The 17,532-nt window shown below is 44.0% G+C and carries 22 protein-coding genes; all 22 read left to right on the top strand.

Translation table 11 applies throughout. The features are described from left to right. The 22 genes from MHI06_RS18650 to MHI06_RS18545 all read left to right on the top strand — a co-directional run bounded on the left by MHI06_RS18650 (nucleotide 1) and on the right by MHI06_RS18545 (nucleotide 17,463). Nucleotides 1-561, top strand: coding sequence for a hypothetical protein (locus MHI06_RS18650; RefSeq protein ID WP_340398720.1), 561 nt, complete (start codon nucleotides 1-3; stop codon nucleotides 559-561). Further along, entirely contained in the window at nucleotides 558-953 is a 396-nt protein-coding gene (locus tag MHI06_RS18645; protein ID WP_340398719.1) for a hypothetical protein, read from the top strand. Before MHI06_RS18650 ends, MHI06_RS18645 begins: the two co-directional genes overlap by 4 nt. A gap of 15 nt (nucleotides 954-968) precedes the next feature. Further along, on the top strand, nucleotides 969-1,886 hold the full coding sequence (locus tag MHI06_RS18640; protein WP_340398718.1) for a hypothetical protein: 918 nt from the start codon (nucleotides 969-971) through the stop codon (nucleotides 1,884-1,886). Between the two features lie 172 nt (nucleotides 1,887-2,058). After that, a complete protein-coding gene (locus MHI06_RS18635) occupies nucleotides 2,059-2,382 on the top strand; it encodes a hypothetical protein (protein WP_264927577.1) in 324 nt (107 codons plus the stop codon). Next, nucleotides 2,351-2,548, top strand: a complete 198-nt coding sequence (locus MHI06_RS18630; RefSeq protein ID WP_340398717.1) for a hypothetical protein — start codon at nucleotides 2,351-2,353, stop codon at nucleotides 2,546-2,548. Before MHI06_RS18635 ends, MHI06_RS18630 begins: the two co-directional genes overlap by 32 nt. 239 nt (nucleotides 2,549-2,787) lie before the next feature. Then, nucleotides 2,788-3,204: a Na-translocating system protein MpsC family protein gene (locus MHI06_RS18625; RefSeq protein ID WP_169482072.1), complete on the top strand. Its 417-nt coding sequence runs from the start codon at nucleotides 2,788-2,790 to the stop codon at nucleotides 3,202-3,204. A gap of 595 nt (nucleotides 3,205-3,799) precedes the next feature. After that, nucleotides 3,800-4,366: a sigma-70 family RNA polymerase sigma factor gene (locus MHI06_RS18620; RefSeq protein WP_169482073.1), complete on the top strand. Its 567-nt coding sequence runs from the start codon at nucleotides 3,800-3,802 to the stop codon at nucleotides 4,364-4,366. 135 nt (nucleotides 4,367-4,501) lie between these two features. Continuing rightward, nucleotides 4,502-4,888, top strand: a complete 387-nt coding sequence (locus tag MHI06_RS18615; RefSeq protein ID WP_169482074.1) for a hypothetical protein — start codon at nucleotides 4,502-4,504, stop codon at nucleotides 4,886-4,888. A gap of 79 nt (nucleotides 4,889-4,967) precedes the next feature. Beyond that, on the top strand, nucleotides 4,968-5,342 hold the full coding sequence (locus tag MHI06_RS18610) for a hypothetical protein (protein ID WP_169482075.1): 375 nt from the start codon (nucleotides 4,968-4,970) through the stop codon (nucleotides 5,340-5,342). Nucleotides 5,343-5,347: 5 nt separating this feature from the next. Beyond that, complete coding sequence (locus MHI06_RS18605; protein ID WP_169482076.1) at nucleotides 5,348-5,554, top strand: hypothetical protein; 207 nt, start codon at nucleotides 5,348-5,350, stop codon at nucleotides 5,552-5,554. A 63-nt stretch (nucleotides 5,555-5,617) separates the two neighbouring features. Beyond that, entirely contained in the window at nucleotides 5,618-6,322 is a 705-nt protein-coding gene (locus MHI06_RS18600; RefSeq protein WP_340398716.1) for a lytic transglycosylase domain-containing protein, read from the top strand. 42 nt (nucleotides 6,323-6,364) lie between these two features. Further along, the gene (locus MHI06_RS18595) at nucleotides 6,365-7,168 is read left to right on the top strand and encodes a sigma-70 family RNA polymerase sigma factor (RefSeq protein ID WP_340398715.1); all 804 of its coding nucleotides are present in this window, start codon (nucleotides 6,365-6,367) and stop codon (nucleotides 7,166-7,168) included. Nucleotides 7,169-7,332: 164 nt separating this feature from the next. After that, complete coding sequence (locus MHI06_RS18590) at nucleotides 7,333-8,520, top strand: D-alanyl-D-alanine carboxypeptidase family protein (RefSeq protein WP_340398714.1); 1,188 nt, start codon at nucleotides 7,333-7,335, stop codon at nucleotides 8,518-8,520. A gap of 31 nt (nucleotides 8,521-8,551) precedes the next feature. Beyond that, nucleotides 8,552-9,178 (top strand): nucleoside recognition domain-containing protein, encoded by a 627-nt coding sequence (locus MHI06_RS18585; RefSeq protein WP_340398713.1) that lies wholly within the window; start codon nucleotides 8,552-8,554, stop codon nucleotides 9,176-9,178. Nucleotides 9,179-9,184: 6 nt separating this feature from the next. Further along, the gene (locus MHI06_RS18580) at nucleotides 9,185-9,718 is read left to right on the top strand and encodes a spore maturation protein (protein WP_062835224.1); all 534 of its coding nucleotides are present in this window, start codon (nucleotides 9,185-9,187) and stop codon (nucleotides 9,716-9,718) included. A gap of 63 nt (nucleotides 9,719-9,781) precedes the next feature. Beyond that, nucleotides 9,782-10,600: a serine protease gene (locus MHI06_RS18575; protein ID WP_169482082.1), complete on the top strand. Its 819-nt coding sequence runs from the start codon at nucleotides 9,782-9,784 to the stop codon at nucleotides 10,598-10,600. Between the two features lie 197 nt (nucleotides 10,601-10,797). Continuing rightward, on the top strand, nucleotides 10,798-11,547 hold the full coding sequence (locus MHI06_RS18570; RefSeq protein WP_062835222.1) for a pseudouridine synthase: 750 nt from the start codon (nucleotides 10,798-10,800) through the stop codon (nucleotides 11,545-11,547). A 134-nt stretch (nucleotides 11,548-11,681) separates the two neighbouring features. Next, nucleotides 11,682-12,209: a redoxin family protein gene (locus MHI06_RS18565; RefSeq protein ID WP_169482083.1), complete on the top strand. Its 528-nt coding sequence runs from the start codon at nucleotides 11,682-11,684 to the stop codon at nucleotides 12,207-12,209. Nucleotides 12,210-12,223: 14 nt separating this feature from the next. Beyond that, on the top strand, nucleotides 12,224-13,897 hold the full coding sequence (locus tag MHI06_RS18560) for a cytochrome c biogenesis protein ResB (RefSeq protein ID WP_340398712.1): 1,674 nt from the start codon (nucleotides 12,224-12,226) through the stop codon (nucleotides 13,895-13,897). After that, nucleotides 13,894-15,156, top strand: coding sequence for a cytochrome c biogenesis protein CcsA (gene ccsA, locus MHI06_RS18555; protein WP_062835220.1), 1,263 nt, complete (start codon nucleotides 13,894-13,896; stop codon nucleotides 15,154-15,156). The genes MHI06_RS18560 and ccsA overlap by 4 nt, the downstream gene beginning before the upstream one ends. Before the next feature lie 137 nt (nucleotides 15,157-15,293). Then, nucleotides 15,294-16,010 carry a response regulator transcription factor gene (locus MHI06_RS18550; protein WP_017687664.1) on the top strand — a complete coding sequence of 239 codons (717 nt, stop codon included), beginning with the start codon at nucleotides 15,294-15,296 and terminating at the stop codon, nucleotides 16,008-16,010. A 55-nt stretch (nucleotides 16,011-16,065) separates the two neighbouring features. After that, nucleotides 16,066-17,463 carry an ATP-binding protein gene (locus MHI06_RS18545; RefSeq protein WP_340402149.1) on the top strand — a complete coding sequence of 466 codons (1,398 nt, stop codon included), beginning with the start codon at nucleotides 16,066-16,068 and terminating at the stop codon, nucleotides 17,461-17,463. Nucleotides 17,464-17,532 lie beyond the last annotated feature (69 nt).

The following is a 17,532-nucleotide window of genomic DNA, read 5'->3' as shown; positions in this document are numbered from 1 at the left end:
ATGGCTATACATCAAGGGAAAGTTGTAGGGACCGCCGAGAGCGGTTCTCTCTATACCCAGAGTAAGGCGGCAGTTCCCCATGGCATTGGATACAATCTTGATGCTGTTCCGGTAACCATTGAAGGTAAGGAAATAGCCTATTCATTAGGAACGTTATCCACTACGGCTGAATTATTTGACATCTACCGTTGGGGTACATGGAGGATGCTGGACAACCATAATGATCAATTGATTGGATACGTTGCGGATAAATATATTTATGGGCCACGAACCAGAGTGGGAGTTCCTGATGAAAAAAATATGATACTCAAGCATAAATTTTTGACCCAGTCCAGTGGAGTAGGTTTAATTCGTGATACCATAAGAGGCCTCAAAGTGAAACAAAATTATGCGGGGCTCGATTGGTGTATTAAGGTCAAGATTCCTGTCCAGCAGGCTGGGTTAGTGGGGAAAACGTGGGGGGATTGGTCCTACAGCGGAAGTGGCAACACATCTGACAGTCATCTTCGTCCACGACGGTATCCGGATACACATATTCCTAGAAGGAGGGAAGACTCTTGAACAGGACATGGAAACTGATGGAGGAGATGAGAAAAGTGCTATTGCCGGTATCATTTGCCCAAAGAGTAGAGTATGTTGGCGGTGGGGCGAAGGCAATGATTAATATTCCCATGGAACATCCTCGATTCATGATCAAAACGATTAGGGTCATTCCGTCCAGAGAGACGAATGTGGAAGTTCATGTTTTGAACAGTGCGGGTCCACATCCAGAGGTTCTCTATTTCAACAATGCCCAATACTCAACGGGGAATTTTATGGAAGGTATTTACGATATGATCGATTTGCCATATGAGGACGTAGATGGGACTTCAACACTTCACTTGTCGTTAAAAAATCTGGGTACAGATGTGGCCAACTTCGATATTGAGGTCGTTGGTTTGACTACAAGGTGAGAGGAGGACCACCACATGGATATTGTTACATACAGCAAAGCTGCCAAAGTAGAACGTGAAGTTAAACAAGCCAGGGATTCTTATGCCTCACTTGATGGCAGACTGGACGCAGTGTCAGTAGGAAACGTGGTCTCGGTCAGACTGAAAACAGAACTTCCAACCGTAGGTGAAGCAGGAAGATTATATCTGGTACGCCAAGACTCAAGTAATCAAAATGAATCAACGACCTATACATACAGCGGTGGGAAATATGTAAAGGTGGGTGGTGATCGAGTTTCGAACCATCCTGAGAATGGAACGATTAATCTTAATGGTACCAAAACGGTGATCTATAGCCATCCTGATACACACAGTTCTGATATGTTAACAGATGGAAGTCATAACGTTATCATGACTCTGAACGAACGTGAAAAGTTGTCCAACATCGAGCTTGAGGCCAATCATTACACACATCCTGATATACACAGTGCCGATATGATCAGTGATGGAGAAACACATGTGAGCATGACTTGGGGTGAACGAAAACGCCTGAATGTCATTGATCCGTGGGAATCGATCAGCGACTTGGTGGATTATACAGATGTGGTTACATATTTTGCTTTTGACATGCAAGGAAGAGTTATTCGACAAGTGGTTACAGACAACTACACTGAGCAGCTGGTTAGAGAACCTGTACTTACCATGCCGGCTTCTCCAGAAGGTTATGCACAGGATGATTCCTTCTTGGTCATTTCGATTGGTGAGATATATCGATATGACGGTCTGGACTTCGTGCAGCTTCCTACTTTGGTTGATGTCATCTATCAGTATGATGAAGAGGGAAGATTGGTGGCCAAGTCCATCACCAGGTTGGGAACAACACCTGTTCAAACCAACTTCCAATATATATATGACTCATTCGGTAATCGCATAGCGGTTAAGAAATATGAATAGAGAGGGGCTGTTCCATAAGTCATAATGGCTAGGGACAGCCCGTTTTTATTGTAACAACGAAATAGTTTGTGAATCCCGTATCTACATATGAAGATTAACATTAACAATTTGATGATCAAAACGTATAGAGAAAGTAGTGTGAGAACGTAATTATTCCGGGAGGTATTAAACGATGAATATTGAACTTACTGCTCATTTCTATTTCAAGGGAAGTGGGAAGAAGAAGACGGTAAACTGGATGGAAGATAATCCTAGATTGCAACAGAAAGAGAAAGATTCGGATAAGGTCGTACGCGAAATCCCATTAACTGCCGATGAGGTTAAGCAAGAATATCGCCGACTTTTCACCAAACACAAGAACGAAGGGAAATCGATTACGCTGGAAGATACAGATGATGTGGTTCATATCATTGATCTTACCGATGTGCGAAATATTGAATTGACCTCTAAGGAGGGGAACACAGATGCTGTACAGGCTGACCTTCGCACTGAATAATGAGGAAATTGTCACTACCGAGATGACTTCGGACAAGGGAGACCTGGTTGGAGCAACGGAAGAAGCGTTCGATTTGATCGAAAGGGATTACGGTGCCAATGTCGCATTGAACCTGGTTGCATTTAGCCTGCTCAAAATAGAACTTAACAATGAAACGATAAATTAAATAAAGCGTTTACGCTAACTTGTGTTAGCTTTTCGACACCAAGTGCGAATTTATTTTAATAATTGTAAACTATAGATAATAAAGTGATATACCCCAAGCCTAGTTCTGGGGTCTATTCCTTTTTCATGAAAAGATGATAGTGACTTGATTCAATGCATGCATTGAAACTTGTCTTGTATAAGCAGTTTTGATTAAACTAGGTTGAATTCATATATTCAAGGGCAGTAGAAAGGGTCAGGATGATTGGCAAGGAGGGATGGGACATTGAGATAAAGGACTTGGAAAGAGAGCTCGCAAAGCTGGCATCCAGAATAAGAAAAGATTTTACTGAACGCGGGCCAGTAGACACCAGAGTCTCCATCATGAATCATTTTATCATCTTAAAATTTACAGCAAAATTTACTAAGCCTGAAGCATTCATGCTGGAACATATGCAATCACACTCAAGTCAAATTTTCGCCGAATACAAGTTGAAGCTTGCACTTATGATGAGAGAAGATTTCAACCCCGTTTTCTCCTATATCAACATGGGTCTGAAGATTGAAGACATCGAAACAACGTTTTTCGGCCATGATTTTGCGGAACAGATTACAGTCTTCAAGATGAACAAGGATGTTGAAGTGCTGCTGAAAAATGATGAGATAAACATGCCTTAAGACCTATTAAATAATGTTTGAATACTGGACAGGTTCTTGGGAACTAATTTTGTTGTTGACAATATCCTACATATTTCCTTATACTACCCTTATGGCGATTGAATAGATTAATAATCTTGACGAAGCCTATAACTTATTAAAGAACTTGAAGGCCATATCTTCGGTAATTGGGACGAAATAGATGTCAGACCAAGACCGACACATTCCACCATTTTGGTATTTTCCAGTGGTGCGCTCTGTGTTGGTCTTTTTGTTTGTGAAAAATGCTTCTTTACCTTTCACCGTATACTTCGTATATAGTCAGTAAAAGGCATATAAGCGAACAAAATAAATAAATGTTGCGAACATTAGTTCGCATTTGTTATTCTGAATGTAATAGGATGGGAATGAGGAGGCGGATCAAAGGCGAGGTTTCCTGATCGGTTGTATCTAAAAGGCTTATTTAGCTTTAATTCTGTGTGACAAGACTACATATGGAATATGAGATTTGTGAGCAATAGCGAGAATGTAGAGTAAGATCATGCTGGATAGCTACTAGATTGTGAAGAAAGTATACGAACTACTGATATTAAATCGTTAATGGGGGAAATGTATAATGTCTGCTACAACTGCTATGGGTTTTGATGATTTATTTGAGATTGGGGATATAGACATGTTCCTGAATAAAGCTCAGGAGAAGTGTCGTTACAAGCTTAGGGGTAAAACGTTTGCCGGGATGGAAAAAGAAGATGTGACCCAGGAGATTATGATCAAATTGGTTAACTCTCTGGACAAGTATGATGCAGAAAAAGCGAAAATGTCGACGTTTGTTGATCATCTTATCGAAAATAAAATCAAGGATATGTACCGCAAGTGCATGTCTGAGAAAAATCTCAGTGTGGTTAACGCTGTACAGATCATGTGCACGGATCAGGGAGGCGGCGATGAATCGGAAGGCTCAGATATCGCATTAGCGCTTGGTCATGCTGGGTTTGCGTATGAGAATTTTGAGTTTGTAACAGATATTATGGAGAATATGAAGTTGAATGAACGAGAGAAGCAAATCTTTAAACTTCGAACTTCGGGGTATGAATTTGTAGAGATTGCAGGAATGTTAGGTGTATCCAAGGCACGTATATCCCAGTTATGGAAAGCGATTCGTGAGAAATACGAAGCATTGTAGTCATAAATGGCAATTAATAGCCTAAGTTTGATGAAGATAGATTCAGTAACCTACATAGAACAGAGAGCGCACCCTTAACTGGGTGCTTTTTTATGTCGTATAGAGAGATTAGTACAGGAAGAAAGGTGGAACAAGATGCTTAGTGTGGTGGTTTTAGGATTTGCGATGGAACGTCTGGAGGGATTTTCGGATATCGCTTGGGCTAGTCATGATGCTTCGACAGCTTCTGATTTAAGCAACAGGGAGTATACCTTGATCATTGAGAAAGTAGTTCTACAAGCCGATGCAGTCTTGGTTAATCTGGATATGAATCATTTGACTTCTACTGATATTGTGATCATGCATCGTGCCTATATTCATAAGAAACCGATCTTGGGCGTAGGCTTCACCCAGTTGGAGCCTGTGATTGAAGAATTTGTTTCCAAACGAGTGGCTGATCTGGACATGGCTGTACTCCATATGCGTACGAACTATATGGTCCTAAGCAGCGGAACAAGTACTTCATCTGAACCTCCAATTTAACTGCCGATCGGATAACACGTATAGAGAATGTAAGGGCATGAATGTTCGCCAGACTTTAATTCAATGGAGGAATAATTCGATGACACATATGATCAAAGCAAAAGAAGATAAATTAACGGAAGAAATCGTAGCCAGTATGATTGGAAAGTATATCCACGCACCGACCAATATGCATGAGGTACAGACGCCAACTGGTGCAACAACTCAGGCGAACGTATGGTTTGCTGGTAGTGTAGCTGGTTACGAAAAAGCCGTTATTGGATTCAACTACGAAGAGGGTACCTTTCATGAAGAACCACAAACATTTTATAACGTTCATTTAACGGATGGTATGGGGTACATTCTGACAAGTGCTTTCGAATTGGAGATTCATGAACTGACCGAAGAGGAGTTTAATCAACTCATTGAAGAGAACAAGGAAGAGGAACAAGACTCTTCTGGTAAAGAGAAATGAAGGTGTTGAACTATGCTTCAGATCTAGCTGTAAAAACGTTTGTATCCGCTAGCGCCCCAGGTGTGGAAGAATTGATCAATTCCTGGATGTTAACCAAACCGCATACATTCGTTACCGGACTGGAGTTCACCTCCACCGTTGATCCAATCAGCAGTTCGTTGGAATATGCTGCAATCATCGTATATCAGCCAAGTGAACAAGACCAATCCTGACTTAGATATGAGATTATTCCTTCTATAATATAGAGGTTTCCATTAAGGAGGTGGGCGAATCTGTTGCTCACTTTAGAAAAAGCAATAGGTATGGTTATTGCTGTTGTGGTATTAGTGTCGCAATACGGGAGTCTATCGGCATTAGGAAATTACAAATTGATCGACGAAGAAGCACTTGATTCCAAGAGATTAATGCAAGCAACGAAAGTAGAGCAGGTTAAGCAAGTAAAGCCAGAGAAGCAAGAGAAAAAAGTTAAAGTTAAATCCGTTGCTCCTGCGCACATACAAATGACGGATATGCTTGAGCGATATATAGAACTCCATCATGAGAAAACAGTGAGCCGAGCAAAGATACTGAAGTATGTGAAGTGGGTATCTCAATACACGAAGGATACGGATATCGATTCCGTATGGATTCTGGCTATGATGTGGCAGGAGAGCCGAATGTTAGAGGATAGTGTATCATCTCATGGGGCGATTGGGTTGCTTCAGATTCTTCCTAGTACAGCCAAGTCATTCGGTGTGAGCAAGCATGCGTTATATCAGCCTGAAACGAATATCAGAACAAGCATTACGTACATGGAGTATCTTATAGATAAATACGATGGAAATCTTCGTACCGCAACCATTGCTTATAATCAGGGGGAGGGCAATGTAGATAAGGGAAAGGCTCGCCCCTGGTACTACAATCAAGTGAAGGAACATCATAACAAGATGCTTGAAATAATCAAAAAAGGTCAACAAACATCATTTAACAATAGAATTTGAATACTATAAGATCGTTTATCAATTTTACATAGGGAGATCCAAATGGGAAAATTTCCAGAACATATAAGTACGAATTTGCAGGCAGATAAAAAGTATTACACAATGGATGACGTAGAAAATATTGAACGTTGTAAGCTCGATGAGTTTTTCCTTGGGGACTGTATTCTGGTCAATGAGAACCTGATTTGGCATTCCGTTCATAAGTATATTGGAAAACCCGAAATGATTATTAAGAATCATTGTGTGGAGAAGGATGATATTCTTCAACTGGGTCGTCTGGGATTCATCAAAGCGGTTAAAGCATTTGATACGGGGCGTGGCGTAAAATTCAGTTCGTTTGCTGTTACTGCCATTGTCAGAGAAATCAGATGTTTTCTGAGAGATAGTGCAAGCATTATTCGTCCAACTCGCACAGCAACGGAATTAATCAACCGAATCAATCGACTTGAGCACGATATGGGCTACCTGCCACCAGCACATGAAATCGCATTGCTGCTTGATGAGGAAGAAGAGAAGATCAATAAAGCACTTCAAGTGGGTAAAGGTGTGAAATACCTGGATGAGCCTGTAGGTGCTGATGATCAACAAACCCAGTCCGTGACGTTGCTGGATACCATCTATAGTGGGGAGAACATTGAAGAAGGTGTTCTGGACAAGTTATACGTTGATGCGGTTATTGATTCGGTCAAGCGCAAACTTAGTGAGAAAGAAGTAACTGTTTTGAAGCATCGTGTAGACGGATTTAACCAAACCCAGACCGCAGATATGGAAGACATCAGCCAGATGAGAGTCTCCAGAATTATGAGAAAAGTGGCTAAAATGCTGGATAAACCGGATCAGGCGTAATCGTTAACCTAGCTCTTCATCACTTACATAGCGTCTCATACATAACGTCCCTTCCGCAACCCAGCGAGAGGGATTTTTTTGCTGTTTTTGCCCTATGGGACATACTCCAAGTTGTCCGGACATAAGATAGTACAAGATTCCAAGTGACCCGGAGGAATGAATTGATGCGAAAAATAACGAAAGTCATTGCATGTATGCTTATCCCTGTCTTCTTGCTGTCTTCATTAGGAGTTACTCAAGCTCAGGCAACGATTCAAGGTCCGTCAACACATGCGCAAAGCGCTGCTCTCATTGATGTCACATCAGGCCGGATCTTATACAGCAAGGATGGGGATAAGGAACTGCGAATTGCCAGCTTGACCAAAATCATGACGGCGATCGTAGCGATCGAACACAGCAAGTTGGATGAGAAAGTTAAAGTGTCTCCCTCGGCTTTTGCCAAAGAAGGATCTTCTATCTATCTCAAATTAGGTGAAGAGATGACGCTCGAAAACATGTTGTACGGGCTAATGCTCCGTTCAGGCAATGACGCGGCCTCTGCGATCGCAGAACATGTGGGTGGTTCGGAAGAAGGTTTCGTACTGTTAATGAACAAAAAGGCGGAGCAAATTGGTCTGACGCATTCACATTTTAGGAACCCTCATGGTTTGGATGCAGAAGGTCATTATTCTACAGCCAATGATTTGGCCAGATTAACAGCATATGCGTTACATAATCCGGTGTTCAAACGCATCGTAGCCACGGAGGACAAATCCGCACCGAATCCCAATGAAAGCTGGGAATACTCCTGGCACAACAAAAATAAAATGCTGCGGATGTATGAAGGTGCAGATGGGGTGAAGACCGGCTACACGAAGAAAGCTTTCAGATGTTTGGTCAGCTCCGCTACACGTAATGGACAGCAGCTCGCCGCGGTAACGCTGAACGATGGTAACGACTGGAATGATCATGCTCGGATGCTCGATTTTGGGTTTGAATACTTCCCGTTGGTAGAAGTGGCCAAACAAGAACAGCCTGTGCAAAATACAGATGTCGTTACGGGCCGGGGATTTTGGTACCCACTGGCTAAGAGTGAACAAAGCTCATTGACCAAGAAGTTGATTCTGCACCAGAATCGAGCACAGTCGGAAACGGAAGGCAAGGAGCCATCGACCGATCCTTCCTTCGGATTGGCAGGTCGTATTGATATGCAGTTAGACGGCAAACTTGTTGGCTCAATTCCGGTGTATCGCAAAGGTAGTTATATTCCTCCTGAACCGAAGACAGAAGATGCAACGATGGGTGGCATCGGCAATGTCTCTTCCTGGGCAGCTGCATGGCGTGCCGTGTTAAGTCACCTGTTATCTCCTTAATTAACATCTTGTTGAAGGGAGGGTGTAACCCATGATTAATCTAATTTGGCTACTTATGATCTTGATCGGATTTGCTTTTGCAGCCATCAACGGCAATATCGAAGTGGTCACGCAAGCCGCTTTTGATGGCGCGGCAACGGGAGTAACGGTCTGTTTTGGACTGATCAGTGTGCTTGTGTTCTGGATGGGTATGATGAAAATGGCTGAAGATGCTGGTCTCCTGGCCCGGATTGCTAAGCTGCTTGGTCCGGTAGTTGGTTTCCTGTTCCCCGATGTGCCCAAAAATCACCCGGCGATGGGTTATATTCTCTCTAATATGAGTGCGAATCTGCTGGGGTTAGGAAATGCGGCTACTCCAATGGGAATCAAAGCTATGCAACAACTGCAGGAGCTTAATCCGGACAAACAAACCGCTTCTCCTGCTATGTGCACCTTACTGGCTCTGAATACAGCGAGCATTACCATTATTCCGACAACGCTGATCGCCATCCGGTTAAACTATCATTCCGCAAATGCTACAGAGATTGTGGGAACAACATTGATGGCTACCATCGTCGCTACACTTGCTGCTATAATGGCCGATCGCTGGTATCGAAACAGGGCATTACATAAACCGCCGCCCATACCGAAAAGTGGCAATCCCGGCATGAAAGGATGAGCACCCTTGTTAACCTTCATCAACTGGATCTCCGTCTGGGCCATCCCGGTTATTATCGCGTTTGTTCCATTATATGCGTTTACCAAAAAGGTCCCGGTATACGAATCCTTTGTTGATGGGGCCAAAGATGGATTCTCGACTGCAATCAGCATTATTCCGCATCTCGTAGGCATGATGGTCGCGATCAGCGTATTTCGTGCCTCGGGTGCACTGGATTTTGTAATTAGTCTATTAGCTCCGCTTGTATCCTGGATGGGTGTACCAGGGGAAGTGTTGCCACTCGGGATTCTGCGTCCATTGACCGGGACAGGCTCCCTTGCGTTTACAACCGATCTGATCAAAACTCATGGCCCTGACTCCATGATTGGACGCATGGCATCTACGATTCAGGGAAGTACAGATACCACGTTATATGTGCTGACTGTCTACTTTGGTGCTGTAGGCATACGAAACGGTCGATACGCACTCAAAGTGGGGTTGTTTTCCGATGTCGTTGGTTTTATTGCAGCGCTCGCCATATGTTTGCTCGTTTTTGGTTAAAAGATATCTCCTTTCCTTCCGATATATTAGATATGCTAGAATAATAGCGGAGGAGAGTGAGACATGCAGAAGAGTTGGAAACGAATGCTCCGTGTCGGAATGTCAGGCGTGCTTGCCATTGCAATGCTCGCAGGATCAACGGGGCTGGCGGCGGCTCAAGCCGTTCAGACGATACATTTTACAGGTTACTTCGATAAACAGCTGCGTGCACAAATGGCAGTCACAGCGGATTCTTTTCCGGTCGTGAATGTACGTTTGGTCAAGCAGGATGAACCCGATATGGTATATTATGATGTTGGTACCTCGATACTGATTTCCAAGGATGAAGTACTCACGAATTATCATGTCGTTCAGAGTTATGCTGAACTGTCTGATGGCGATGAAGGCACACTGACTGTTGCAAGTCCGGGTTCCTTGGGTCAGCCTGTAAAGGCGAAGATTATTAAAACAGATCCGGTGACAGACATGGCACTACTGAAGCTGGACAAGGAGATAGACGCCCAACCGGTCACATTTACAAACGCAAGGGATAACCAGGTCGTCTACACCATTGGATTCCCCAAAAATCCTGCTGGTGATCTTGTTATTCTGGATGAAGATTTCCCTTCAACCTACAATACGATAGCCAAAAGCCGAGTGTTCAGTTCCCAAGCTTCGGATGTTCCAGGCAAGAAGGGAATCGGTAGTATTGTGAAATCCATGGCACAAGGTAATTCAGGTGGTCCTGTTCTGGATCAGAACAACAGGGTGATCGGTATGATGACGTTTGTGTACGGTGGACGAACCTATTATATTACTTCCAAAACATTGCAGACTTTTATTAAAGATAGCAGCACGCCTGCCAAAAAGCAGGTTGCGGTTGCCGGCAAAGTTTCCAATTAAATGATTTGAGGAAAAGGCTTATCTTTACGCCATCTGTGTTCAACAGGTTGTGTAAGGGTAAGCCTTTTTTTGCATCAATCTGAAGGAGGAAGGTAGCCAGAAATGGATATTCGTGTCTCCAGTTTACAAAATCCTTGGATTATCCTTGTGATTTCCCTGCGTGATGGGTATCATTAGTGTGAGGTGACATGACAAACATGGAAAGATTACAAAAAATTATCGCACAGGCAGGCATTGCATCCCGCCGCAAGAGCGAGGAACTGATCCTGTCCGGCAAAGTAGAAGTTAACGGGGAGGTCGTAACCGAACTGGGTACGAAAGCGAACCCCGAAGAGGATATGATTACGGTTAATGGAAAACCGATCCGCAGTGAGAAAAAAGTGTACCTGATGTTGAATAAGCCAAAAGGCGTAATCACAAGTGCATCTGACCCCGAAGGTCGGAAAATTGTATCCGACTACCTGAAAGGTGTCAAGGAACGGGTATACCCTGTGGGTCGTCTCGATTATGACACAGAGGGCTTATTGATCCTGACCAATGATGGTGAGTTTGCACATTTGTTGACGCATCCGAAGCATCACGTACCCAAAACGTATCATGCAACGGTCAAAGGTGTGCCACATGGTACAGCTCTGGAGAAATTAAAGACAGGCATTATGCTGGATGACGGCATGACTGCTCCCGCAGAGGTGGAGTACAAAGATGTGGATACAGCGGCCAATGAGTCGGTGATCTCCATTACGATCTATGAAGGGCGTAACCGTCAGGTTAGACGCATGTTCGAGGCGATTAACCATCCGGTAACTCGATTGAAACGGATTTCGTTTGGTGGTATTTTGCTACAAAACCTGAAACGTGGTTTGACACGCAATCTGACCAAAGAAGAAGTCAACAACCTGATTACCCTCGCACAATCAGAACCAGCCAAAAAAATGAAAAAAAGGTAATGTGAGGACACATAATTTTCATAAAACCGCCGCAGTTTTGTGACGAAATTCGCTATAATTGTTCATAGGATGTTCACAGTTGTCTTAGATCAATGATATGCGATTGTTATAGTCACTTAAAAGGGGAGCAGCACATGGGGAAATCAAGAAGAACGGTGCAAATCGTCATTTTGTTATTGATCCTGGTGTTGGGCGGATACGCGATTACCACATCGGTATCCGGCTCGAATGGCAAGCCAAAGGAAGGGGACAAGTCTCCTTCTTTTGAACTGCTGGGCCTGGATGGTCAAGTTCATACGTCTGATGAGTACAAAGGTAAAGCGATGGTGATCAATTTCTGGGGCACGTGGTGTGAACCTTGTGTTAAAGAAATGCCTGCACTTCAGGCACAAGCTGACAAATGGAAGGACCAAGGAGTACAATTTGTCGGGATTAATGTAGGGGAAGACCAGATGACCGTGGATAATTTTGTACGGCAGGTTGGGGTTACGTTTCCAATCATGTTAGACCGGGAGAAAAAATCGGTTCGTGATTTCGGGATCTCTCCGATGCCAACGACATTCTTTGTATCCGACACGGGCAAAATCTCTACCATTCATATCGGGCAACTTGATTTGGACACGCTTGACGCTCAAATTTCGCAACTGGCGAAGCAGCCCTGACAGGAGGTCTATTCGTGTTCCAAAATACCAAATGTGAGTGCGGACATCAGAATCCGGTAGGCACTGTATTATGTGAAGCATGTGGGAAACCGCTACTGGAGGCAGAAGCTAAATCGGATGAAGTGCTGGAAATGCGTTATGATGGCATGGCGCGCCGTTCACAGCGGAGTAATCCCAATATCATTGACCGCATATGGAACTTTTTTTCATCCGTCAAAATTGCCGTCTATATGATTGTCTTCACGCTTGTAGGCTCTATGCTTGGCTCGATCTATCCGCAAGAAAGTACATTCTTGAATATTGATCCTTCCGTGTATTACAAAGAAACATACGGTCAGTTGGGTCATATCTATTATCTGTTGGGTCTGTCCCATACATACGAATCCTGGTGGTTTATTCTACTGCTGGTGCTGATTGGTGCATCATTGGTGATATGCAGTCTGGATCGCGTCTTACCGCTCTACAAAGCACTGAATAAACAGAAAATACGCAAACATACGCAATTTTTGACTAGACAGCGTCTGGTGTACCAAGGTTCCATTGAAGAGGCACCAGAAGACTGGATTAAGAAAGCGGTTACTCCGCTGAAAAAGAAAGGATACCGTGTGCACACCCAGGGGGATGCATTACTCGCCGAGAAACAGAGATTCAGTCGATGGGGGCCATATGTCATCCATATTGGACTCATTATATTTCTGCTGGCTGTGCTCGCACGAGGACTTCCTGGCCTGAATCTGGATGAGCATGTCGCTTTTCCAGAAGGTGAGATCAAAAAGATCCCGAATACTTCGATGTATTTGCAAAATGAACAGTTTAATGTTGAATTCTACAGTGAGGAAGAAGTACCTGAACAATTCCGTAACCTGAATAAAACTGTTCCGAAACTGTTTGAAACGAAAGTTGTTTTGTATGAATGTACAGCAGATTGTTCGGATCTCTCGAAGAAACCTCAATTAGCTGAAGTGGCAAGACATGATGTGCGGGTGAATCATCCAATGAATTATAACGGTCTGAAGGCATATCAATTTGATTATGATCTAACACCCACCATTCGGTCCGTAACGCCTGATCTGGTCAATACGAAGACGGGTGAAGTATACGGGGCAATTAAGATCGATATGGTAGATACCCAAAGAACATTTGAAGCTGGTCCTTATAATCTCACGGTAAAAGAAAAGTTTATGGACTTTGGATTGGATGAGAATGGTAAGCCCAAATCAAAATCGCCTTCACCTAATGCACCAGCTTTTCTCTTTCTCATCAAGGGACCTGATCTGCCTGAAGAGGGGATACAATATCTGTACTTTGCGAAGCAGATTGATAAACAACGCTTTCAACAGGATGCGATTAACCAACAGCTGATTGGAGCTGAGATTCCTTTACAACTTGAAGTAGACAGCATGGACAAGGTCGATATTATTCAGTCCGTAAGTTATCTCAATATACGAGTGGATAAAGCAATGCCTTTTGTATGGGTAGGAGCCGGTATTGTTATGTTGGGTTTGGTCATGGGTTTTTATTGGCATCATCGCCGCATCTGGATTCGTTTTGATGATAAACAGCTCACTTTGGGTGGGCATACCAACAAAAACTGGTTTGGCTTCAGGCGTGAAGTTGCGGCCGTCTTGAAACAGATGAATCTGGAAGTGGAAGAGAAGTCGTTGGATAACGGGGGGAACCAAGCATGAGTTTATTGGATTTCAGCAGCGACGCATTTATCGTGGCTTTCTTTCTCTATTGTGCTGCATTCTTGTTATATGCTGTCGCGGTAATGGGCAAAAAATGGAGTAATCGTGATCCTCTGGACCATATGAATCGTTGGGGGAAAAGAGCTTTTATTGCTTCAACTGTCGCCTTGGCGGCACATATCGTATTTTTTGTAACCCGTTGGGCTGGGGCAGGTCATATCCCGGTTAGTAACATGTACGAGTTCATGTCTTTTCTGTCCATGATGATCATGGTTGCATTTATTGTCGTATATGCCATATACCGCAAGTCATTACTTGGTTTGTTTGCCTTACCACTTACCATCATTATTATGGCGTATGCCGCTGTATTTCCTCAGGAGGTACAACCACTAATCCCGGCACTTCAGTCGATTTGGCTTAAAATTCATGTGACGTTGGCCGCGCTTGGTGAAGCATTCTTCGCCGTCGGTTTTGCCGCAGGATTCATGTATTTGCTTCGTACCGTTGATTTCAGTGGTAAAGACAAGTCTTCAAGACGCCAACGAGGATGGGTCGAATTCACCCTGATCACGATCGTTGTAGTCATCGGATTTATCGGAACGGTATTTGCCTTTCGTGCCGCTGGTTACGAGACGGTTTTCGTACAGAAAACGGTCAGCATTGACACAGAGGTACAGGAAAATAGTACAATAGAGAAAGTGATTTATCGCATGCCTCCGATTTTTGCACCATATAATAGCGAAGTGGAGAGCATGACACCGTTTCTTGGCATGAAAAAACCTTTACTTGAGACGCCTTCCTGGATGAACGGGGTAAATGCCGGGCGCAAGCTTAATACGGTGGTTTGGTCACTTATTGTAGGTCTGATCCTGTATGGAATTGTACGACTTCTTGTGCGCAGACCACTTGGACAAGCGTTACAACCGATGATGGATGGAATCGATGCTGATGATCTGGATGAGATTAGTTATCGCGCGATTGCCATTGGTTTCCCGATATTTACGCTGGGAGCATTAATCTTTGCCATGATCTGGGCACAGATTGCCTGGAGTCGCTTTTGGGGCTGGGACCCCAAAGAAGTGTGGGCATTAATTACATGGCTATATTATAGTGTGTATCTGCATTTGCGTTTATCCAGAGGTTGGCAAGGTCAAAAGTCTGCATGGCTTGCAGTTCTTGGCTTCCTGGTCGTTATGTTTACGCTGGTTGGGGTGAATCTGATTATTGCCGGATTACATTCTTACGCTGGAGCGGACTAGGACAACTCGTATTGTAAAGGTCAGTTTAGAAGCGGGAAACACAAATGTACCTTTTTATTGAAGGGTATTCAAATATTGTTCGCCAGATCGAACATAATAGAAGTGATGAGGAGTTATTGCAAAGGGGCTGGAGAGGCATGGCTGAACATGAGAATCGAATACTGGTCGTGGATGACGAAGAGAGAATCCGCAGGCTTTTGAAAATGTATCTTGAAAAAGAAGGTTATGAAATCGATGAAGCCGAGGATGGAGAAACTGCGCTGCGTAAAGCAACAGCAGGTGACTATGGTCTGATTTTGCTTGATGTGATGTTGCCGGGTATGGATGGAGTTGAAGTGTGTACCCGTCTTCGTCAGGTGAAATCGACGCCGGTTTTGATGCTCACTGCAAAAGGTGAAGAAATTAACCGGGTTCAGGGCTTCGAAGTTGGTGCTGATGATTATGTTGTGAAACCATTCAGCCCGCGTGAAGTGATTTATCGCGTAAAAGCGATTCTACGTCGATCTTCTGCAACAGCATATCTCTCCAAGGAGAGCAATTCGAGTAACAACATTGTGTTCCCGCATCTGGTTATTGAGCATGATGCCCACCGGGTAACTGCTGGCGGCGAAGAGATCAGTCTTACACCAAAAGAATATGAATTGCTGCACTATTTGGCAACATCTCCAGACAAAGTTTTCTCCAGAGAAGAATTGCTCAAAGATGTATGGAATTACGAATTCTTTGGCGATCTTCGTACCGTGGATACGCACGTGAAGCGTCTTCGCGAGAAACTTAACAAGGTATCGCCTGAATCGGCGGCCATGATTACGACGGTGTGGGGTGTGGGTTATAAACTGGAAGTACCGAAATAGTTTTAATTTCTGGAGATCGCTGGTCGGGAAGTTATGGATCACTATTATCTGCCTTGTGGGTTGTGTACTTATAGCGCTGGGTCTTTTTTTGCTGCCCTACATTGATACGAACTTTGCAGAATCCGAATCCAGAGATATTAAGCGGTTGTTCACCTATATCTGTATTATCGGATTCAGCTTAACGACGTTTTTTGCATTGTTTCTGTTCACTAAAATTACGCAGCCTATGCAGCAATTGATTCAGGCAGCCAATGCGATTCGCAAAGGGAACTATGGAACACGTCTCTCTCTGGTGACAAGTGATGAGATTGGTGAACTTGCCAACACATTTAATCATATGGCCGCCCAACTGGAAGATAACATTCGCAACCTTAACCATGAGAAAGAACATTTAGCGAGTGTACTTCGAAGCATGACCGATGCGGTGGTTACTTTTGATGGTGAAGGTAAAGTTATTCTGACGAATCCGCCAGGAGAGAAGATCATGCAGGCTTGGTATGACCTGGACTGGGCACAGATGGATGAAGGACAAGATTCCAAGCAGTATGGAAATTCTTCGCGTGATGTACCAGAGCCTCTCCTTCCTTTGTTCAGACTGGTGATGGAGCAAGGCGGGGATCAGAGCTCCAATGTTCATGTACAGCAAGGTGTCTGGTCTGTTCAGATGGCACCATTGTATGCTGATAGTGTTGTCAGAGGCGCTGTGGCTGTCTTGAGAGACGTAACAGAAGAAGTACGGCTGGAGAAAATGCGGCGTGATTTCGTGGCTAACGTATCTCATGAGATACGGACACCGTTATCCATGATGCAAGGCTACAGTGAAGCGCTTCTGGATGGCATGGCAACCTCACCGGAAGAGAGTGAAGAACTTATTCAGGTCATTCATGATGAGTCCCTGCGGATGGGCAGATTGGTCAAAGATTTGCTTGATCTTGCCCGGATGGAAGCTGGACACACGGACATGGTGATGAAGGAAGTTGACCTCGGAGAACTGCTGGAACGGGTATATCGGAAGTTCTCGGTACGCTCGAAAGAACAGGGAATCCAACTGCAGTTTGAATGCAAACAGCCCACCATTGAACTTCAACAGGCAGATGAGGATCGACTGGAGCAGGTATTTACGAATTTGCTGGACAATGCGTTCAGGCATACGCCTACTGGCAAAAATGTAATGATTTCTGCCGAACTGGTTACGCATCTTCGCGCTCCGTTCGCCAGGGTATCTGTGAAGGATCAGGGTGTAGGTATCCCTTCCTCTGACTTACCTTTTATTTTCGAACGCTTCTACAAAGCAGACAAAGCACGTGTTCGGGGTGAAAGTGTAGGCACAGGCCTCGGTTTAGCCATTGTGAAAAATATTGTAGACGCCCATCAAGGCATCATTAATGTGAATAGCGTACTTGGCGAAGGTACGGAGTTTATTTTACAATTTCCTGTGGATTCATCGAAATAGCCCGATTTCATACAAAAAGTGCGGGAACACCCTCTTATGGAGGGTGTTTTTTTGTTGAAGAGTACCGTT

This window comes from Paenibacillus sp. FSL H8-0079 (assembly GCF_037991315.1).
Classification (GTDB): Bacteria; Bacillota; Bacilli; order Paenibacillales; family Paenibacillaceae; genus Paenibacillus.
Note: the sequence above shows the minus strand (reverse complement) of the source record. Positions and strands in the feature narration are given on the sequence as shown.